The sequence below is a fragment of the Modestobacter sp. VKM Ac-2977 genome, assembly GCF_026968045.1.
In the GTDB taxonomy this organism is placed as follows: Bacteria; Actinomycetota; Actinomycetes; order Mycobacteriales; family Geodermatophilaceae; genus Modestobacter.
In genome coordinates, this window is the sequence record NZ_JAPVBQ010000004.1 from 533,995 (window position 1) to 551,475 (window position 17,481).

28 protein-coding genes are annotated in these 17,481 nt (G+C 68.5%); all 28 read right to left on the reverse strand.

Annotated features, from left to right (window positions below; genetic code table 11):
* On the reverse strand, window positions 1–114 hold the full coding sequence (rpmJ, locus tag O2V63_RS19130; RefSeq protein ID WP_014742835.1) for a 50S ribosomal protein L36: 114 nt from the start codon (window positions 112–114) through the stop codon (window positions 1–3).
* Between the two features lie 71 nt (window positions 115–185).
* Window positions 186–407: a translation initiation factor IF-1 gene (gene infA / locus O2V63_RS19135; RefSeq protein WP_012950459.1), complete on the reverse strand. Its 222-nt coding sequence runs from the start codon at window positions 405–407 to the stop codon at window positions 186–188.
* 291 nt (window positions 408–698) lie between these two features.
* On the reverse strand, window positions 699–1,502 hold the full coding sequence (gene map / locus O2V63_RS19140; RefSeq protein ID WP_269169098.1) for a type I methionyl aminopeptidase: 804 nt from the start codon (window positions 1,500–1,502) through the stop codon (window positions 699–701).
* 81 nt (window positions 1,503–1,583) lie between these two features.
* Window positions 1,584–2,210: an adenylate kinase gene (locus O2V63_RS19145; protein ID WP_331253847.1), complete on the reverse strand. Its 627-nt coding sequence runs from the start codon at window positions 2,208–2,210 to the stop codon at window positions 1,584–1,586.
* An 8-nt stretch (window positions 2,211–2,218) separates the two neighbouring features.
* Window positions 2,219–3,529: a preprotein translocase subunit SecY gene (gene secY / locus O2V63_RS19150; protein WP_269162938.1), complete on the reverse strand. Its 1,311-nt coding sequence runs from the start codon at window positions 3,527–3,529 to the stop codon at window positions 2,219–2,221.
* A gap of 194 nt (window positions 3,530–3,723) precedes the next feature.
* Window positions 3,724–4,167: a 50S ribosomal protein L15 gene (gene rplO / locus O2V63_RS19155; RefSeq protein ID WP_036334296.1), complete on the reverse strand. Its 444-nt coding sequence runs from the start codon at window positions 4,165–4,167 to the stop codon at window positions 3,724–3,726.
* A gap of 25 nt (window positions 4,168–4,192) precedes the next feature.
* Window positions 4,193–4,375, reverse strand: a complete 183-nt coding sequence (gene rpmD, locus O2V63_RS19160) for a 50S ribosomal protein L30 (protein WP_164699904.1) — start codon at window positions 4,373–4,375, stop codon at window positions 4,193–4,195.
* A 1-nt stretch (window position 4,376) separates the two neighbouring features.
* Window positions 4,377–5,018, reverse strand: coding sequence for a 30S ribosomal protein S5 (rpsE, locus tag O2V63_RS19165; protein WP_036334292.1), 642 nt, complete (start codon window positions 5,016–5,018; stop codon window positions 4,377–4,379).
* 37 nt (window positions 5,019–5,055) lie between these two features.
* On the reverse strand, window positions 5,056–5,472 hold the full coding sequence (rplR, locus tag O2V63_RS19170; protein ID WP_166754927.1) for a 50S ribosomal protein L18: 417 nt from the start codon (window positions 5,470–5,472) through the stop codon (window positions 5,056–5,058).
* Window positions 5,472–6,011, reverse strand: coding sequence for a 50S ribosomal protein L6 (rplF, locus tag O2V63_RS19175; protein WP_269169100.1), 540 nt, complete (start codon window positions 6,009–6,011; stop codon window positions 5,472–5,474). The genes rplR and rplF overlap by 1 nt, the downstream gene beginning before the upstream one ends.
* A 15-nt stretch (window positions 6,012–6,026) precedes the next feature.
* The gene (gene rpsH / locus O2V63_RS19180) at window positions 6,027–6,437 is read right to left on the reverse strand and encodes a 30S ribosomal protein S8 (RefSeq protein ID WP_269159162.1); all 411 of its coding nucleotides are present in this window, start codon (window positions 6,435–6,437) and stop codon (window positions 6,027–6,029) included.
* Between the two features lie 133 nt (window positions 6,438–6,570).
* Window positions 6,571–6,756, reverse strand: a complete 186-nt coding sequence (locus tag O2V63_RS19185; protein WP_036334286.1) for a type Z 30S ribosomal protein S14 — start codon at window positions 6,754–6,756, stop codon at window positions 6,571–6,573.
* 32 nt (window positions 6,757–6,788) lie between these two features.
* A complete protein-coding gene (gene rplE / locus O2V63_RS19190; protein ID WP_036334284.1) occupies window positions 6,789–7,373 on the reverse strand; it encodes a 50S ribosomal protein L5 in 585 nt (194 codons plus the stop codon).
* 5 nt (window positions 7,374–7,378) lie between these two features.
* Entirely contained in the window at window positions 7,379–7,726 is a 348-nt protein-coding gene (rplX, locus tag O2V63_RS19195; RefSeq protein WP_269169101.1) for a 50S ribosomal protein L24, read from the reverse strand.
* Between the two features lie 2 nt (window positions 7,727–7,728).
* Window positions 7,729–8,097 (reverse strand): 50S ribosomal protein L14, encoded by a 369-nt coding sequence (rplN, locus tag O2V63_RS19200; RefSeq protein WP_026844850.1) that lies wholly within the window; start codon window positions 8,095–8,097, stop codon window positions 7,729–7,731.
* Window positions 8,098–8,297: 200 nt separating this feature from the next.
* Window positions 8,298–8,600 carry a 30S ribosomal protein S17 gene (gene rpsQ / locus O2V63_RS19205; protein ID WP_153359835.1) on the reverse strand — a complete coding sequence of 101 codons (303 nt, stop codon included), beginning with the start codon at window positions 8,598–8,600 and terminating at the stop codon, window positions 8,298–8,300.
* Window positions 8,597–8,830, reverse strand: a complete 234-nt coding sequence (gene rpmC, locus O2V63_RS19210; RefSeq protein ID WP_014742850.1) for a 50S ribosomal protein L29 — start codon at window positions 8,828–8,830, stop codon at window positions 8,597–8,599. Before rpmC ends, rpsQ begins: the two co-directional genes overlap by 4 nt.
* A complete protein-coding gene (gene rplP / locus O2V63_RS19215; RefSeq protein ID WP_014742851.1) occupies window positions 8,830–9,246 on the reverse strand; it encodes a 50S ribosomal protein L16 in 417 nt (138 codons plus the stop codon). The genes rpmC and rplP overlap by 1 nt, the downstream gene beginning before the upstream one ends.
* A 3-nt stretch (window positions 9,247–9,249) precedes the next feature.
* The gene (rpsC, locus tag O2V63_RS19220) at window positions 9,250–10,176 is read right to left on the reverse strand and encodes a 30S ribosomal protein S3 (RefSeq protein ID WP_269169102.1); all 927 of its coding nucleotides are present in this window, start codon (window positions 10,174–10,176) and stop codon (window positions 9,250–9,252) included.
* Window positions 10,176–10,643, reverse strand: coding sequence for a 50S ribosomal protein L22 (gene rplV / locus O2V63_RS19225; RefSeq protein ID WP_164699905.1), 468 nt, complete (start codon window positions 10,641–10,643; stop codon window positions 10,176–10,178). Before rplV ends, rpsC begins: the two co-directional genes overlap by 1 nt.
* Window positions 10,644–10,671: 28 nt before the next feature.
* Window positions 10,672–10,953: a 30S ribosomal protein S19 gene (gene rpsS / locus O2V63_RS19230; protein ID WP_153359827.1), complete on the reverse strand. Its 282-nt coding sequence runs from the start codon at window positions 10,951–10,953 to the stop codon at window positions 10,672–10,674.
* Window positions 10,954–10,976: 23 nt separating this feature from the next.
* Window positions 10,977–11,810: a 50S ribosomal protein L2 gene (gene rplB / locus O2V63_RS19235; protein ID WP_166754920.1), complete on the reverse strand. Its 834-nt coding sequence runs from the start codon at window positions 11,808–11,810 to the stop codon at window positions 10,977–10,979.
* A gap of 54 nt (window positions 11,811–11,864) precedes the next feature.
* The gene (gene rplW / locus O2V63_RS19240) at window positions 11,865–12,167 is read right to left on the reverse strand and encodes a 50S ribosomal protein L23 (protein WP_014742856.1); all 303 of its coding nucleotides are present in this window, start codon (window positions 12,165–12,167) and stop codon (window positions 11,865–11,867) included.
* On the reverse strand, window positions 12,164–12,862 hold the full coding sequence (gene rplD, locus O2V63_RS19245) for a 50S ribosomal protein L4 (protein WP_269169103.1): 699 nt from the start codon (window positions 12,860–12,862) through the stop codon (window positions 12,164–12,166). Before rplD ends, rplW begins: the two co-directional genes overlap by 4 nt.
* An 86-nt stretch (window positions 12,863–12,948) precedes the next feature.
* Window positions 12,949–13,614: a 50S ribosomal protein L3 gene (gene rplC, locus O2V63_RS19250; protein WP_036334270.1), complete on the reverse strand. Its 666-nt coding sequence runs from the start codon at window positions 13,612–13,614 to the stop codon at window positions 12,949–12,951.
* Between the two features lie 14 nt (window positions 13,615–13,628).
* A complete protein-coding gene (rpsJ, locus tag O2V63_RS19255; RefSeq protein WP_014742859.1) occupies window positions 13,629–13,934 on the reverse strand; it encodes a 30S ribosomal protein S10 in 306 nt (101 codons plus the stop codon).
* 119 nt (window positions 13,935–14,053) lie between these two features.
* Complete coding sequence (tuf, locus tag O2V63_RS19260; RefSeq protein ID WP_036334269.1) at window positions 14,054–15,247, reverse strand: elongation factor Tu; 1,194 nt, start codon at window positions 15,245–15,247, stop codon at window positions 14,054–14,056.
* Between the two features lie 90 nt (window positions 15,248–15,337).
* The gene (gene fusA, locus O2V63_RS19265) at window positions 15,338–17,437 is read right to left on the reverse strand and encodes an elongation factor G (protein WP_269169104.1); all 2,100 of its coding nucleotides are present in this window, start codon (window positions 17,435–17,437) and stop codon (window positions 15,338–15,340) included.
* Window positions 17,438–17,481: the final 44 nt, after the last annotated feature.

The window sequence follows — 17,481 nt, forward strand, 5'->3', positions numbered from 1 at the left end:
TCAGCCCTGGCGCTGCTTGTGCCGGGCGTTCTCGCAGATGACCATGACCCGGCCGTGCCGGCGGATCACCTTGCACTTGTCACAGATCTTCTTCACCGACGGCTGGACCTTCACCGGTGCCGCCCTCATTCCTGTAGATCGTGCGCCGACGCCCGGACCCACACGGGGCCCGGACCGGCAGCGGGTTACTTGTAGCGGTAGACGATGCGGCCGCGGGTCAGGTCGTAGGGCGAGAGCTCCACGACCACGCGGTCCTCGGGCAGGATCCGGATGTAGTGCTGCCGCATCTTGCCGCTGATGTGGGCGAGCACCCGGTGCCCGTTCTGCAGTTCGACCCGGAACATCGCGTTGGGCAGCGGCTCGACGACACGACCCTCGACCTCGATGGCCCCGTCCTTCTTTGCCACGCCTACACGGCCTCCTCGTTCGATCGGAACTGCATGCGCCCATGCCGGACTGGCAGGGCGGTGGTGCGGGATTCCTTGCGGGCTGCACTCGACACGTCGAGTGCGGTGGTGCGGGCGCTCTCGCTGAGGGCGTCCCTCGGCGTACGGCCACAGCACGACGACGGACGGCGCGAACGCCATCGGCCACTGTACTCCCCGCAGCACCAGGGCTCCAACCCGGCCCAGGGTGACGGACCCCTCGCACCCCCGGCGCCCTCCTGCTCGGGCTCGGAGCCGTCAGGAGAGAGCCTGTCAGGAGCGGGGCGTGACCCCGAACGGCGCGAGGCCGGCGACGCCACCGTCCTCCGCCGTGAGGACCCACGGGCCCTCCGGCGTGATGGCGACGCTGTGCTCGAAGTGCGCGGCCCGGGAACCGTCCTTGGTGACCACGGTCCAGCCGTCGTCCAGCTCCACGGTGGCCGGGTCACCGACGGTCACCATCGGTTCGATGGCCAGCGCGAGACCGGGGACGAGCTTGGGCCCGCGCCCGGGACGTCCGTAGTTCAGCACGTGCGGGTCCTGGTGCATCTCGGTGCCGATGCCGTGACCGCCGTAGTGGTCGACGATCCCGTAGCGGTGCTGGTGAGCCGTGATCGACTCCTCCACCGCGTGGCTGATGTCGGTGAGCCGACCGCCGGCCAGGGCCTTCGCCAGTCCGGCCCACATCGAACGTTCGGTGACCTCCAGCAGAGCCGCGTCCTCGGCAGACGGGGTCCCCACCGGAACGGTGATCGCCGAGTCGCTGTGCCAGCCCTGCAGGATGGCGCCACAGTCGATGGAGATGTTGTCGCCCTCGGCGAGCGCCCGGTCGGGGTTCGGGATCCCGTGCACCACCTCGTCGTTGATCGACGCACAGATGGTGCCGGTGAACCCGTGGTACCCGAGGAAGTTGGGCACGGCCCCGCACGACCGGATGTGGTCCTCGGCGATCGCGTCGAGCTCGCCGGTGGTCACCCCGGGACGCACGGCCGCACGCACGGCCTTGAGGGCCCCAGCGGTGACCAGCCCGGAGGCTCGCATGAGCTCGATCTCGTGCGCTGTCTTGATCTGGATCATGCGTCCACTCCACTTCGCCAGCAACGGCAGCCGGGCGAGCAGCGCGGACCCGCGGTCACCGTGCACCGGAGCCCCGCCGTCTCAGACCCCGGTCGAGCCGTGGGCCGGGTCGTCCCCCGGCTCGTCGTCCAGTGCGTCCTGTGCGCCGAGCGCCTCGAGCGCGCGGCGGGTGACCTCGTCGATCTCGCCGATGGCGTCGATCTGGCTCAGCAGCCCCGCCTCGGCATAGAAGTCCGAGAGCGGCGCCGTCTGCTCGCGGTAGACCTCCAGCCGATGGCGCACCGTCTCGGGCTTGTCGTCGTCCCGCTGCACCCACTCGCCGTCCACCAGCATCCGGCGTCCGGAGAGCCGACGCACGAGCTCGTCCTCGTCGACCACGAGCTCCAGGCACCTGTCCAGCGAGTGACCCATCTCCCCCAGCGAGTCACGCAGCTGCTCAGCCTGGGCGATGGTGCGAGGGAAGCCGTCGAGCAGGAAGCCGGCCTTCGCGTCGGACTCGGCCAGGCGGTCGGAGACCATCGCGACGGTGATCTCGTCGGGCACCAGGTCACCGGCGTCCATGTAGGCCTTTGCCTGTCGACCCAGCTCGGTCTGGCCACTGACGTTGGCCCGGAAGATGTCACCCGTCGAGATCGCGGGCACACCGAGCCGCTCCGCGATGATCTGGGCCTGGGTTCCCTTGCCGGCTCCGGGAGGACCCAGCAGCACGACGCGCACTAGCGGAGGAACCCTTCGTAGCTGCGCTGGTTCAACTGCGTCTCGATCTGCTTCACCGTCTCCAAGCCCACTCCCACCATGATCAGCACCGCGGTCCCGCCGAACGGGAAGTTCTGGTTCTGTCCCTCTTGGGTGATCGAGAGGAACAGGTTGGGCAACACTGCCACCAACCCGAGGTAGATGGACCCCGGCAAGGTGATCCGGGACAGCACGTACTGCAGGTACTCCGCAGTGGGCCGGCCGGGTCGGATGCCCGGGATGAAGCCGCCGTAGCGCTTCATGTCGTCGGCACGCTCTTCGGGGTTGAACGTGATCGACACGTAGAAGTACGTGAAGAAGATGATCAGCCCGAAGTAGATGGCGATGTGCACCGGGCTGCTCTGGTTGATCACGTAGTTCTCGAAGAACCGGCGGACCGGGCCGCTCGAGTCGCTCTGCAGCTGGCTGAGCAACTGCGGCAGGTACAGCAGCGACGAGGCGAAGATGACCGGGATGACGCCGGCCTGGTTCACCTTCAGCGGCAGGTAGGTCGACGTGCCGCCGTACATCCGGCGTCCGACCATCCGCTTGGCGTACTGCACCGGGATGCGGCGCTGCGCCTGCTCGACGTAGACCACCGAGGCGATGACCACCAGGGCGAAGATGCAGACCACGGTGAAGATGAAGGCACCGCGGGTCTGCAGGATGGCGCCGCCCTCGGCGGGGATCCGGGCCGCGATCGAGGTGAAGATCAGCACGGACATGCCGTTGCCGATCCCCTTCTCCGTGAGGAGCTCGCCCAGCCACATGATCACGGCCGTACCGGCGGTCAGCGTGATGACGAGGATGACCGTCGTCCAGACCGAGTCCGACGGGATGATGTCCTGCGGGCAGTTGGGGAACAGCTGGCCGCTACGGGCCAGGGCGATGATCCCGGTGCTCTGCAGGACGGCGAGGGCGATCGTCAGGTAGCGGGTGTACTGGGTCAGCTTCGCCTGACCCGACTGCCCTTCCTTCTTCAGCTGCTCGAACCGCGGGATGACCACGACCAGCAGCTGGACGATGATGCTCGCGGTGATGTACGGCATGATGCCGAGCGCGAAGACCGACAGCCGGAGCAGCGCACCACCGGAGAACAGGTTGACCAGCGAGTAGACGTCCCGCTGGTCGGAGGCCGCAGCCAGGTCCAGACAGCTGTTGATCGCCTCGGTCGAGACCCCTGGCCCGGGGATGGCGGCACCGAGCCGGTAGACGGCGATCAGCGCCAGGGAGAACAGCAGCTTGCGCCGGAGATCTGGCGTCCGGAACGCCGCGGCGAACGCCTGCAGCACGTGCCCTCCCCGAGTAGGTCCTATGAGGCTATCAACGTCAGGCCGTGGCGCCGTCGACCCGCCCACCCGGAGAGGTGGACCCGGTCGCGCGGTCGACGGTCAGGTGGCGCTCCGGCCGGCGGCCGGACAGACAAAGGCCCCCCTGCGTCCCCCGCCGGGAGCGTGCTCACAGCGGGGCGCAGGGGGGACCTTCGTCAGATCTGGGTGGTGCTGCCCCCGGCAGCGCCGATCTTCTCCTCGGCGGACTTGGAGAAGGCGTGCGCCTGCACGTCGACCTTCACCCCGCCGAGCTCGCCCGTGCCGAGGACCTTGACCGGCTGACCGCGCCGGATGGCGCCGGCGTCGGCCAGCGTCTCCGGGTCGATCGTGCCGCCCTGCGGGAACAGGGAGGCGATCCGGTCCAGGTTCACGACCTGGAAGACGACCTTGTTGTTGTTCTTGAAGCCCGAGAGCTTCGGCAGCCGCATGAAGAGGGGGGTCTGACCACCCTCGAAGCGGGCAGAGACCTGCACGCGAGCGCCGGAGCCCTTGGTGCCGCGACCGGCCGTCTTGCCCTTGGAGCCCTCACCACGACCCACGCGGGTCTTCTTGGTGTGAGCGCCCGGGGCCGGGCGCAGGTGGTGGACCTTGAGAGTCATGTCAGTATTCCTTCTCGCCCGAAGCTCAGACGATCTCTTCGACGGCGACCAGGTGCGGCACCGTCGCGACCATCCCGCGGATCTCGGGACGGTCCTCCTGGACGACCGAGTCGTTGATCCGCTTCAGCCCGAGCGAACGCAGCGTCTGGCGCTGGTTCGGCTTGGTGCCGATGGCCGACTTGACCTGGGTGACCTTCAGCTGAGCCATCTCAGACCCCCTGACCGGCCCGCGCACGCAGCATGGCCGCCGGGGCGACGTCCTCCAGGGGCAGACCGCGGCGAGCCGCGATCTCCTCGGGGCGGACGAGGTCCTTCAGCGCCTGCATGGTCGCGTGGACGATGTTGATCGGGTTCGAGGACCCGAGGCTCTTGGACAGGATGTCGTGGATGCCGGCGCACTCGAGCACGGCGCGCACCGGACCACCGGCGATGACACCGGTACCGGGGCTGGCCGGCTTCAGCAGCACGACACCGGCGGCCGCCTCACCCTGCACCGGGTGCGGGATGGTGCTGGCGATGCGGGGCACCTTGTAGAAGTGCTTCTTGGCCTCCTCGACGCCCTTGGCGATCGCCGCGGGCACCTCCTTGGCCTTGCCGTAGCCGACACCCACGGTGCCGTTGCCGTCGCCCACGATGACCAGCGCGGTGAAGCTGAAGCGCCGACCGCCCTTGACGACCTTGGACACGCGGTTGATGGCCACCACGCGCTCGATGAACTGGCTCTTCTCGGCGGTACCGCCACCGGGGCCGCGGCCGCCGTCACGGCGGTCACGACGGTCGTTGCCGCCGCCGGCACCGCCGGGGCCACCCGTCCCGCCGGCGCCACCGCCGCGTCGCTGTGGTCCTGGCATCAGACGTCCCTCTCGATCTGCTCAGTGATGGTGCTCATCAGAAGTCCAGCCCGCCTTCGCGGGCACCGTCCGCCAGGGCGGCGATGCGCCCGGCGTACCGGTTGCCGCCGCGGTCGAAGACGACGGCGGCGATGCCGGCGGCCTTGGCGCGCTCGGCGACCAGGGCACCCACCTGCCGGGCAAGGGCGGACTTGTCGCCCTCCGCGCCCTTCAGGCTGGCGTCCATGGTCGACGCACTGGCCAGAGTACGGCCCACGGTGTCGTCGATGACCTGGACGTGGATGTGCCGGGAACTGCGCTTGACGACCAGACGCGGGCGCTCCGGCGTGCCACCCACCCGCTTGCGCAGGCGGTTGTGCCGGCGCAGCCGCGAGACGCGGCGCGCGGTGCTGACATCGGTGCCGACGGGCTTGTGCACCCGGACACCCTTCTCGGTCTTGGCTGCCTGTGCCATCACTTGCCCGTCTTCCCGACCTTGCGCTTGACGACCTCGCCCTGGTACCGCACGCCCTTGCCCTTGTAGGGGTCGGGCTTGCGGATCTTGCGGATCTTGGCGGAGACCTCGCCGACCTGCTGCTTGTCGATGCCGCTCACCCGCAGGCGGGTGGGGGCCTCGACGGTGAAGGAGATCCCCTCGGGGGCCTTCACCAGCACCGGGTGGCTGAAGCCGAGGGCGAACTCGAGGTCCGACCCACGGGCCTGCACGCGGTAGCCGACGCCGACGATCTCCAGGGTCTTCTCGTACCCCTGGGTGACGCCGGTGATCATGTTGGCGATGAGCGAGCGGGACAGACCGTGCAGGGCACGGCTCTCGCGCTCGTCGTCGGGACGCTGCACCAGCAGCGCACCGTCCTCACCGTGCTCGACGGTGATGGGAGCTGCCACCGTGTGGCTGAGCTTCCCCTTCGGGCCTGAGACGTTGACCGTTCGCCCGTCGATGGCGATGTCAACCCCGCTCGGCACCGGAATCGGGAGTCGTCCGATCCGTGACATGTCTGCTCGCTCCTCTTACCAGACGTAGGCGAGGACTTCCCCACCCACGCCCTTCTTGTTCGCCTGCTTGTCGGTCAGCAGCCCGGTGGAGGTGGAGATGATCGCCACCCCGAGGCCGCCCAGGACCTTGGGCAGGGCAGTCGACTTCGCGTAGACACGCAGGCCGGGCTTGGACACCCGACGGACACCGGCGATGCTGCGCTCCCGGTTCGGGCCGTACTTGAGGGAGACCACGAGCTCCTTGCGGACGTGGCCTTCGACCTCGACGTCGTTGACGGTCCAGCCGCCGATGTAACCCTCCTGCTGGAGGATCTCGGCGACCTTCGTCTTGAGCTTCGACGACGGCATGGCCGCGGCGTCGTGGTACGCCTGGTTGGCGTTGCGGATCCGCGTGAGCATGTCCGCGATCGGGTCGGTCATCGTCATGGGTGCGTCGTGCCTCTCTCACCGCGGTTCCGCACGCTGTCGTGCGCGGGCCTCTCGGTGACGTGGGTGGTGCTCCGGGTCGTGCCCGGGAGCGAGTGGCCCGCCCCATGCGGGGCGGGCCGTCCTGCGTCTGTTACCAGCTCGACTTGGTCACGCCGGGCAGCTCGCCCGCGTGTGCCATCTCCCGCAGGCAGATCCGGCACAGGCCGAACTTGCGGAAGACCGCGTGGGGCCGGCCGCACCGCTGGCAACGGGTGTAGCCGCGGACGGCGAACTTCGGCGTGCGAGCCGCCTTGTTGACAAGGGCCTTCTTGGCCATCTCTTGGTCTCCTACCTTCTACGCAGACCGCGTCAGCGGGTGGCGTTCACGACGGTCTGGCCGGCGAAGGGGAACCCGAGCAGCGACAGCAGCTCACGGCCCTCCTCGTCGGTCGTGGCGGTGGTCACCAGGGTGATGTCCATGCCGCGGGGCCGGTCGATCTTGTCGACGTCGATCTCGCGGAACATCGACTGCTCGGTCAGACCGAACGTGTAGTTGCCGTGGCCGTCGAACTGCTTGGGGTTCAGGCCACGGAAGTCACGGATGCGGGGCAGCGCCAGCGACAGCAGCCGGTCCAGGAACTCCCACATGCGGTCGCCTCGGAGGGTGACCTTCGCGCCGATCGGCATGCCCTCACGCAGCTTGAACTGCGCGATGGACTTCCGGGCTCGCACGACGGCGGGCTTCTGGCCGGTGATGGCGGTGAGGTCGCGGACCGCGCCGTCCATCAACTTGGCGTCACGGGTGGCCTCGCCGACGCCCATGTTGACCACGATCTTCACGAGACCGGGGATCTGCATGACGTTGGGGTAGCCGAACTCGGACTGCAGGGCCGGCGCGATCTCCTCGCGGTACCGGGCCAGCATGCGGGGCAGCTCACGGGTGGGTGCGCTCATGATGATCAGAGGTCCTTACCGGTGCGCCGCGAGACCCGGATGTTGCGGCCTTCCTCGTCCTTGCGGTAACCGACCCGGGTCGGCTTGTCCTCGGAGTCGATCACCATCACGTTGCTCACGTGGATGGCGGCCTCCTGCGTGACGATTCCGCCCTGCTGGGCACCGCGCTGGGTGGTGCTGATCCGGGTGTGCTTCTTCACCCGGCCGATGCCCTCCACCAGGACCTTCTGGGTCCGGGGGAAGGCCGCGATGACGCGGCCCTTGGCACCCTTGTCCCTGCCGGCCAGGACGACGACCGAGTCGCCCTTCTTGACCTTCATCGACGGGGTCTTCCCGCTCGTCGGCTGAGCCATGGTCACAACACCTCCGGAGCGAGCGAGATGATCCGCATGAAGCGCTTGTCGCGCAGCTCGCGGCCGACGGGGCCGAAGATGCGCGTGCCGCGCGGGTCGCCGCTGTCACGGATGATCACCGCGGCGTTCTCGTCGAAGCGGATGTAGGAGCCGTCCGGACGACGGCGCTCCTTGACCGTGCGGACGATGACGGCCTTGACCACATCGCCCTTCTTGACGCCTGCACCCGGCAGCGCGTCCTTGACGGTGGCGACGATGACGTCACCGATGCCCGCGTAGCGGCGCCCCGACCCGCCGAGCACACGGATGCACAAGATCTCCTTGGCCCCGGTGTTGTCGGCGACCCTGAGCCGCGACTCCTGCTGGATCACTTCCTGCTCCTGAATCTGAGTGGCGACAGCCGGACCGGATCGGTGAACCGGCTGTCCGGCACCCACGTGCGGACGCACCGGCAGCGAGCGCCGCCGGTGCGTCCGTGCACGGGTACCGGGATGCGGCGGGCTCCGAAGAGCGCGCCAGTCGTCCAGAGTACTCCCTGCTCACCGACCCCGAGAGGCCGGTTGTCGACTTCCTACTTGGCCTTCTCCACGACCGTCACCAGACGCCACCGCTTGGTGGCGGAGGTGGGGCGCGTCTCCATGATCTGCACCCGGTCGCCGATGCCGGCGGTGTTCTGCTCGTCGTGCGCCTTCAGCTTGCTGGTGCGACGCAGGACCTTGCCGTACAGCCCGTGCTTCACGCGGTCCTCGACCTCGACGACGATGGTCTTGTCCATCTTGTCGCTGACGACCAGGCCCTCACGGACCTTGCGGTAGCCACGCCCGGCCAGGCCGGGCCCGGTCGAGGTCTCGGTGGTGTTGGTGACCTCGCTCATGCGACACCCTCGTTCGGGGCGACCGAGAGGCCCAGCTCGCGCTCGCGCATGATCGTGTAGATCCGGGCGATGTCGCGGCGGACGGTCTGCAGTCGCCGATTGTTGTCCAGCTGGCCGGTGGCCACCTGGAACCGCAGGTTGAACAGCTCTTCGCGCGACTCGCGCAGCCGGGTGGCCAGCTCGTCGGCGGACAGCTCGCGCAGCTCAGGCGCAGTGAGGCCGGCGGCCATCACACCTCTCCTTCGCGAGTGATGAAGCGGCACTTCATGGGGAGCTTGTGGATCGCGCGGCGCATGGCCTCGCGGGCCACCGGCTCGGCGACACCCGACAGCTCGAACATGATCCGACCGGGCTTGACGTTCGCCACCCACCACTCGGGCGAGCCCTTGCCGGAACCCATGCGGGTCTCGGCCGGCTTCTTCGTCAGCGGGCGGTCGGGGTAGATCGAGATCCACACCTTGCCGCCACGCTTGATGTGACGCGTCATGGCGATACGCGCGGACTCGATCTGCCGGTTGGTCACGTACGCGGGCTCCAGTGCCTGGATCGCGAAGTCACCGAAGTTGATCGCGGTGCCGCCCTTGGCCCGTCCGGTGCGGTCGGGGTGGTGCTGCTTGCGGTGCTTGACCCGACGTGGGATGAGCACTGGTCAGCCCTCCGTGTTCTCGGCGCCGGCGGCCTTCGCGGCCGCCGTGCCCTCGGCACCGGCTGCCTCGCCGATGCTCTGCGCGGGAGCAGCACCCGATTCGACGGCGACGGCACTCGTGGTGTCGGCGGGCGCCTCGGACGGCTGCTCGGTGGAGACCGGGGCGTCAGCCGCAGCGCGGCCGGCCTCGGTGCCCCCGGCGGTGGTGCCGGACGAACCGGACCGCCGCTGGGGACGCTGGGCCCGCTCACGGCGCTGCTGGCGCTGCGCGAGTGCCTCGAGGGCCTCCCGCTCCGCACGCGAACCGCTGGCATCGCCCTTGTAGATCCAGACCTTCACACCGATGCGGCCGAAGGTCGTGCGGGCCTCGTAGATGCCGTAGTCGATGTTCGCGCGGAGCGTGTGCAGGGGCACGCGACCTTCGCGGTAGAACTCCGAACGGCTCATCTCGGTGCCGCCGAGGCGACCCGAGCACTGCACCCGGATGCCCTTGACCTGTGGGCTGCGCTGCGCGGACTGCATCGCCTTGCGCATGGCACGACGGAAGCTGACCCGGCTGGAGAGCTGCTCGGCGACACCCTGGGCGACCAGCTGCGCGTCGGACTCGGGGTTCTTCACCTCGAGGATGTTCAGCTGCACCTGCTTGCCGGTGAGCTTCTCCAGCTCACCGCGGATGCGGTCGGCCTCCGCGCCGCGGCGACCGATGACGATGCCCGGCCGGGCGGTGTGGATGTCCACTCGGACCCGGTCACGGGTGCGCTCGATCTCCACCTTCGAGATCCCGGCACGCTCCATGCCCTTGCCCATGAGCTTCCGGATGGCCACGTCTTCCTTGACGTAGTCGGCGTACAGCTTGTCCGCGTACCACCGGGACTTGTAGTCGGTGGTGATGCCGAGCCGGAACCCGTGCGGGTTGACCTTCTGACCCACTAGCGGGTCCCTCCCCTCGTGTTGCTCTTCTGCTGCTGGGTGGCCGGGCCGGACTGCCCGGTCTCCCGACGTGCCTTGCGCGACCGGAGGGCCAGCTCAGCGCTCGAGCTCACCTCGGTCACCTCGACGGTGATGTGGCTGGTCCGCTTGTTGATGCGGAACGCCCGGCCCTGCGCCCGCGGACGGATCCGCTTGAGCGTGGGGCCCTCGTCGACGAACGCGGCGCTGACGACGAGCGCAGCGGGGTCCAACTGCAGGTTGTGCTCGGCGTTGGCGACCGCGCTGGCGACGACCTTGGCCACCGGCTCGCTGGCGGTCTGCGGGGTGAACCGCAGCAGTGCCAGTGCCTCGTCAGTCGGCAGGTAGCGGATCATGTCCACCACCCGGCGGGCCTTCATGGGGGTGACGCTGACGAACCGGGCCGTGGCCCGGGCGACCGGCGTCTCCTGTCCCAACTGGGAAGTCATCTGGGTCTCTTCTCTACCTGGTCGTCGCTCAGCCGCGCCGCGACCGGCGGTCGTCCTTGACGTGCCCACGGAAGGTGCGCGTGGGCGCGAACTCGCCGAGCTTGTGCCCGACCATCGCCTCGGTGACGAACACCGGGACGTGCTTGCGGCCGTCGTGCACGGCGATCGTGTGCCCGAGCATGTCGGGGATGATCGTCGAACGCCGCGACCAGGTGCGGATGACGTTCTTGGTGCCCTTGTCGTTCTGAGCGTCCACCTTGGCGAGCAGGTGGTCGTCGACGAACGGGCCCTTCTTGAGGCTGCGTGGCATGTCTGTCGGACTCCTCTACCCGCTCAGCGCTTCTTGTTGGTGCGCCGGCGGCGCACGATCAGGGCATCACTGGCCTTGCGCTTGCGCGTGCGGCCCTCCGGCTTGCCCTTCGGGTTGACCGGGTGCCGGCCACCGGAGGTCTTGCCCTCACCACCACCGTGCGGGTGGTCGACCGGGTTCATCGCGACACCGCGGACGGTCGGGCGCTTGCCCTTCCACCGCATCCGGCCGGCCTTGCCCCAGTTGATGTTCGACTGCTCGGCGTTGCCGACCTCGCCGATCGTGGCGCGGCAGCGGACGTCGACGTTGCGGATCTCGCCCGAGGGCATCCGCAGCTGGGCGAAACGACCCTCACGGGCGACCAGCTGGACGCTGGTACCGGCCGAGCGGGCGATCTTCGCCCCGCCACCGGGCCGCAGCTCGATGGCGTGGACGACCGTGCCGACCGGGATGTTGCGCAGCGGCAGGTTGTTGCCGGGCTTGATGTCGGCCGCGGGGCCGCACTCGACCGTGTCGCCCTGCTTCAACTTCGCCGGGGCGATGATGTAGCGCTTCTCCCCGTCGGCGAAGTGCAGCAGCGCGATGCGCGAGGTGCGGTTCGGGTCGTACTCGATGTGCGCGACCTTGGCCGGCACACCGTCCTTGTCGGCCCGGCGGAAGTCGATGAGCCGGTAGGCGCGCTTGTGCCCACCGCCCTGGTGACGAGCAGTCACACGACCGTGGACGTTGCGCCCGCCACGACCGTGCAGCGGTCGGACCAGCGACTTCTCGGGATGGTCGCGGGTGACCTCGGCGAAGTCGGCGACGGACGAGCCGCGGCGGCCCGGCGTCGTCGGCTTGTACTTACGGATGGCCATGGTTCCTCAGAGTCCCTGTCTGTTCTCTCTGGTCCGATCGGTGGTCACCGGCGCTCAGGCGCCGGGTCCACCGAAGAGCTCGATGCGGTCACCGGGGGCAACGGAGACGATGGCGCGCTTGGTGTCCTTGCGCTTCCCCATCACAGCGCCCTTGGAGCGCTTCCTCTTCCCCTGGCGGTTGATCGTGTTGACGGCGAGGACCTTCACGTTGAAGACCTGCTGCACAGCGATCTTGATCTGGGTCTTGTTGGCGTCGGGACGGACGATGAACGTGTACTTGTTCTCGTCCAGCAGCCCATAGCTCTTCTCCGAGATGACCGGGGACAGCAACACGTCCCGGGGGTCGCGGACGCTCATGCCTTCTCCTCGGACGTCTCGGTCGTGGTGGCCGGCGCGATCGAGGGCACGTCGCCGTCGATCTCGTGGGTCTCCAGGTCGGGGAGCTCGGCCGAGGAGGCCGCGCCCTTGCCGCCCCGGGCCGGGCCGGTGACGTACTCGGTCAGCGCGGTCTCGGTGAAGACGACCTCGTCGGACACCAGCACGTCGTAGGTGTTCAGCTGACCGGCCTCGATCAGGTGCACCCGCGGCACGTTGCGCAGGCTGACCCAGTTGAGGACGTCGTCCCGGTCGAGGACGACCAGCACGCGCTTGGCGGTGCTGATCGCGTCCAGGACCTTGAGCGCGGCCTTGGTCGACGGCGCATCGCCGTCGACGAACGCGGAGACGACGTGGACACGGCCGTCACGAGCCCGGTCGGAGAGGGCACCGCGCAGGGCGGCGGCCTTCATCTTCTTGGGCGTCTTCTGCTCGTAGTTCCGCGGCTGCGGACCGTGCGAGATGCCACCGCCGGTGAACTGCGGCGAACGCAGCGAACCCTGACGGGCCCGGCCGGTGCCCTTCTGGCGGTACGGCTTGGCGCCGGTGCCGCTGACCTGGGCGCGGGTCTTGGTCGAGTGCGTGCCCTGGCGGGCCGCGGCCAGCTGGGCCACGACGACCTGGTGCAGCAGCGAGACGTTGGCCGGGGCGTCGAACAGCTCGCCGGGCAGCGTCACGCTGCCCGAGGTCTCCCCCGCCGGCGTCCGGACGTCGACCTGACGGTCGGTCCGGGTTGCGGTCGACTCTGTAGAAGTCGGTGCGGTCACTTCGCGTCACTCCCCACGGGGCCGCCCTTGACCGCGGACCGGACGAGCAGGAGCCCGCCACGGGGGCCGGGGACGGCGCCCTTGATCAGGACCAGGCCCTTCTCGGTGTCCACCTGGTGGACCTTCAGCGAGAGCGTGGTCGTGGTGACCGCGCCCATGCGCCCGGCCATGCGGACGCCCTTGAAGACGCGACCCGGGGTCGAGGCCCCGCCGATCGAGCCGGGGGCGCGGTGCTTGCGGTGGGTGCCGTGGCCGGCGCCGAGGCCCTTGAAGCCGTGACGCTTCATGACGCCGGCGGTGCCCTTGCCCTTGCTGGTGCCGATGACGTCGACCTTGGCCACGTCGGAGAAGACCTCGGCGGTCAGCTCCTGACCGACCGAGTAGTCGGCGGCGTCCTCGGTGCGCAGCTCGACCAGGTGCCGACGCGGGGTGACGCCCGCCTTGGCGAAGTGCCCGCCCTCGGGCTTGTTCACCTTGCGGGGGTCGATCGCACCGAAACCGAGCTGGACGGCGGAGTAGCCGTCCTTCTCGGGGGTGCGCACCTGGGTGACCACGCACGGGCCCGCCTTGATGACGGTCACCGGCACGATGCGGTTGTTCTCGTCGAAGACCTGGGTCATCCCCAGCTTCTCGCCGAGGAGACCACGGAATGTGCTCGCCATGTCTGGGACAGCCCTTACTGGATGTTGACGTCGACCGAGGCCGGCAGGTCGATGCGCATCAGCGCGTCGACCGTCTTCGGCGTCGGGTCGAGGATGTCGATGAGCCGCTTGTGCGTACGCATCTCGAAGTGCTCGCGCGAGTCCTTGTACTTGTGCGGCGAGCGGATGACGCAGTACACGTTCTTCTCCGTCGGCAGCGGCACCGGGCCGACGACGCGCGCTCCGGTCTTCGTCACCGTGTCCACGATGCGCCGAGCCGAGGCATCGATGGCCTCGTGGTCGTAGGCCTTCAGCCGGATGCGGATCTTCTGTCCCGCCATCGGTTGTCTTCGCTCCTGCCGATCGGTTGTGAAAGTACAAGTGGGTCTGCTGACCCGGGGTCGGGTCTCCCGACCCGGTTGACGGGCGGCGGCCGAACCGGCCGCCGCCCGTCAGGGTGTCACTGGTTGATCTTGACGACCCGGCCGGCGCCGACGGTGCGGCCACCCTCGCGGATGGCGAAGCGCAGGCCCTCCTCCATGGCGATCGGCTGGATCAGCTCGACCGACATCTCGGTGTTGTCGCCGGGCATGACCATCTCGGTGCCCGCAGGCAGCGTGACGACGCCGGTGACATCCGTGGTCCGGAAGTAGAACTGCGGACGGTAGTTGTTGAAGAACGGCGTGTGCCGGCCACCCTCGTCCTTCGAGAGGATGTAGACCGAGCCCTCGAAGTTCGTGTGCGGGGTGATGGAACCCGGCTTCACGACGACCTGGCCGCGCTCGACGTCCTCGCGCTTGATGCCACGCAGCAGCAGGCCGACGTTGTCACCGGCCTGGCCCTGGTCGAGCAGCTTGCGGAACATCTCGACACCGGTGACGGTCGTCTTGGTCGAGTTCGGGCGGATGCCGACGATCTCGATCTCCTCGGAGACCTTGACGATGCCGCGCTCGACGCGACCGGTGACGACCGTGCCACGACCGGTGATCGTGAAGACGTCCTCGACGGGCATGAGGAACGGCTTGTCGATCTCACGCTCGGGCTCGGGGATCGCCGTGTCGACGGCGTTCATGAGCTCCATGAGCTTGTCGCCCCACTCGGCGTCGCCCTCGAGGGCCTTCAGCGCCGAGACGCGGACCACGGGGACGTCGTCGCCCGGGAACTCGTACTCGGACAGCAGCTCGCGGACCTCCAGCTCGACGAGCTCGAGGATCTCCTCGTCGTCGACCATGTCGGCCTTGTTCAGCGCCACCACGATGTAGGGGACACCGACCTGGCGGGCCAGGAGCACGTGCTCCTTGGTCTGCGGCATCGGGCCGTCGGTGGCGGCGACCACCAGGATGGCGCCGTCCATCTGCGCGGCACCGGTGATCATGTTCTTGATGTAGTCGGCGTGCCCGGGGCAGTCGACGTGCGCGTAGTGCCGGTTCTCGGTCTGGTACTCGACGTGGGCGATCGAGATCGTGATGCCGCGAGCCTTCTCCTCGGGCGCCTTGTCGATCATGTCGAACGCGGACGCCTCGTTGAGGTTCGGGAACTTGTCGTGCAGCACCTTGGTGATCGCCGCGGTCAGCGTCGTCTTGCCGTGGTCGATGTGCCCGATGGTGCCGATGTTGACGTGCGGCTTGGTCCGCTCGAACTTGGCCTTGGCCACTGGGTTCCTCTCGTCGATTCTTCGCAGTCGTTCGCGTGTCTGGGGTGCGAGCTCACGCTCGCGGTGGCCGGCGGGTGGACCGCCGTCCGGTTACTCGCCGGTCGCCTTGGCGATGATCTCCTTGGCGACGTTGGCCGGGACCTCGGCGTAGGTGTCGAACACCATGGTGTAGCTCGCCCGCCCCTGAGTGCGGCTGCGCAGGTCGCCCACGTAGCCGAACATCTCCGACAGCGGCACCGAGGCCCGGACGACGCGAGCGCCGGAACGCTCCTCCATCGCCTGGATGGTCCCGCGGCGGGAGTTCAGGTCGCCGATGACGTCGCCCATGTTCTCTTCCGGGGTGACGACCTCGACCGCCATCATCGGCTCCAGCAGGGCCGGGCTGGCCTTGCGGGCGGCCTCCTTGAAGGCGATCGATCCGGCGATCTTGAAGGCCATCTCCGAGGAGTCGACCTCGTGGTACTGGCCGTCCAGGAGCGACGCCTTGACGCCGACCATGGGGTAACCGGCGAGGATGCCGTACTGCATGGCGTCCTGCATGCCGGCGTCGACCGACGGGATGTACTCCCGCGGGATGCGGCCACCCGTGACCTTGTTCTCGAACTCGTAGGTCGCCGAGTCGCCGCTCATCTCCAGCGGCTCGAGGGCGATCTGCACCTTCGCGAACTGGCCGGAGCCACCCGTCTGCTTCTTGTGCGTGTAGTCGTAGCGCTCGACGGTCTTGCGGATCGTCTCGCGGTAGGCCACCTGCGGCTTGCCGACGTTGGCCTCGACGTTGAACTCACGCCGCATGCGGTCGACCAGGATCTCCAGGTGCAGCTCACCCATGCCGGAGATGACCGTCTGACCGGTCTCCTCGTCGAGGCGGACCTGGAACGTCGGGTCCTCCTCGGCCAGCTTCTGGATGGCCGTGCCCAGCTTCTCCTGGTCGCTCTTCGTCTTCGGCTCGATCGCGACCGAGATGACCGGCGCCGGGAAGGTCATCGACTCGAGGATGACCGGCTTCTGCGGGTCGCAGAGCGTGTCACCCGTCGTGGTCTGCTTCATGCCGTTGACGGCGACGATCTCACCGGCGCCCACGCCCTGACGCTCTTCGCGCTTGTTGGCGTGCATCTGGTAGATCTTGCCGACCCGCTCCTTGCGGTCCTTGGTGCTGTTGAGCACCGGGGAACCCGCGTCGAGCTTGCCGGAGTAGACCCGGATGTAGGTGAGCTTGCCGAGGTGCTGGTCCGTCTGGATCTTGAAGGCCAGCGCGGAGAAGGGCTCGTTCTCGTCGGCGTGCCGCAGGACCTCGGTCTCACCGTCGAGCGCGGTGCCGACGATCGACTCGACGTCCAGCGGGCTGGGCAGGTAGTCGACGACCGCGTCGAGCAGGGGCTGCACGCCCTTGTTCTTGAAGGCCGTACCGGTCAGGACCGGGTTCACCTGGCCGGCGATCGTGGCCTTGCGGATGGCCGCCTTGAGCCGGTCGACGGCGATCTCCTCGCCGGCGAGGTAGTCCTCCATGAGCGAGTCGTCGAAGTCCGCGATGTTCTCGAGGAGCTTCTCGCGGTACTCCGCGGCCTGGTCGGCCAGCTCAGCGGGGATGTCCTCGATGGCGTAGTCCTCGCCCATCTTGGTCTCACCGCGCCAGGTCAGGGCCTTCATCTGGACCAGGTCGACGACGCCGATGAAGTCGGCCTCGGCACCGATCGGCAGCTGCAGCACCAGCGCGTTGGCCGCCAGGCGCTCGATCATCATGTCGACGCAACGGAAGAAGTCGGCGCCGGTGCGGTCGAGCTTGTTGACGAAGCACATGCGCGGGACGCTGTACTTCTCGGCCTGACGCCAGACCTGCTCGGTCTGCGGCTCCACGCCGGCGACACCGTCGTAGACGGCGACCGCACCGTCGAGCACCCGCAGGGACCGCTCCACCTCGACGGTGAAGTCGACGTGACCCGGGGTGTCGATGATGTTGATGTCGTGGTCGTTCCAGGAGCACTTCGTCGCGGCGGACGTGATGGTGATGCCGCGCTCCTGCTCCTGCTCCATCCAGTCCATCGTGGCCGCGCCGTCGTGGACTTCACCGATCTTGTAGTTGATACCGGTGTAGAAGAGGATCCGCTCGGTCGTCGTCGTCTTGCCGGCGTCGATGTGCGCCATGATCCCGATGTTGCGGGTCTTGGCGAGTTGGGCCTCGTTCTGGGCCATTCCCTTACTCCTCTTCCTTCTCGTCCGTGCGCGGTGTCCGGGGG

Bases quoted from the DNA above. Each gene is read 5' to 3' on its own strand.
- map (WP_269169098.1), bottom strand. From the start codon at position 1,502: ATGATCCAGATCAAGACAGCGCACGAGATCGAGCTCATGCGAGCCTCC.
- rplO (WP_036334296.1), bottom strand. From the start codon at position 4,167: ATGACTCTCAAGGTCCACCACCTGCGCCCGGCCCCGGGCGCTCACACC.
- rpmD (WP_164699904.1), bottom strand. From the start codon at position 4,375: ATGGCTCAGCTGAAGGTCACCCAGGTCAAGTCGGCCATCGGCACCAAG.
- rpsE (WP_036334292.1), bottom strand. From the start codon at position 5,018: ATGCCAGGACCACAGCGACGCGGCGGTGGCGCCGGCGGGACGGGTGGC.
- rplR (WP_166754927.1), bottom strand. From the start codon at position 5,472: ATGGCACAGGCAGCCAAGACCGAGAAGGGTGTCCGGGTGCACAAGCCC.
- rplF (WP_269169100.1), bottom strand. From the start codon at position 6,011: ATGTCACGGATCGGACGACTCCCGATTCCGGTGCCGAGCGGGGTTGAC.
- rpsH (WP_269159162.1), bottom strand. From the start codon at position 6,437: ATGACGATGACCGACCCGATCGCGGACATGCTCACGCGGATCCGCAAC.
- O2V63_RS19185 (WP_036334286.1), bottom strand. From the start codon at position 6,756: ATGGCCAAGAAGGCCCTTGTCAACAAGGCGGCTCGCACGCCGAAGTTC.
- rplE (WP_036334284.1), bottom strand. From the start codon at position 7,373: ATGAGCGCACCCACCCGTGAGCTGCCCCGCATGCTGGCCCGGTACCGC.
- rplX (WP_269169101.1), bottom strand. From the start codon at position 7,726: ATGGCTCAGCCGACGAGCGGGAAGACCCCGTCGATGAAGGTCAAGAAG.
- rpsQ (WP_153359835.1), bottom strand. From the start codon at position 8,600: ATGAGCGAGGTCACCAACACCACCGAGACCTCGACCGGGCCCGGCCTG.
- rpmC (WP_014742850.1), bottom strand. From the start codon at position 8,830: ATGGCCGCCGGCCTCACTGCGCCTGAGCTGCGCGAGCTGTCCGCCGAC.
- rplV (WP_164699905.1), bottom strand. From the start codon at position 10,643: ATGACTTCCCAGTTGGGACAGGAGACGCCGGTCGCCCGGGCCACGGCC.
- rpsS (WP_153359827.1), bottom strand. From the start codon at position 10,953: ATGCCACGCAGCCTCAAGAAGGGCCCGTTCGTCGACGACCACCTGCTC.
- rplB (WP_166754920.1), bottom strand. From the start codon at position 11,810: ATGGCCATCCGTAAGTACAAGCCGACGACGCCGGGCCGCCGCGGCTCG.
- rplW (WP_014742856.1), bottom strand. From the start codon at position 12,167: ATGAGCGTCCGCGACCCCCGGGACGTGTTGCTGTCCCCGGTCATCTCG.
- rplC (WP_036334270.1), bottom strand. From the start codon at position 13,614: ATGGCGAGCACATTCCGTGGTCTCCTCGGCGAGAAGCTGGGGATGACC.
- rpsJ (WP_014742859.1), bottom strand. From the start codon at position 13,934: ATGGCGGGACAGAAGATCCGCATCCGGCTGAAGGCCTACGACCACGAG.
- fusA (WP_269169104.1), bottom strand. From the start codon at position 17,437: ATGGCCCAGAACGAGGCCCAACTCGCCAAGACCCGCAACATCGGGATC.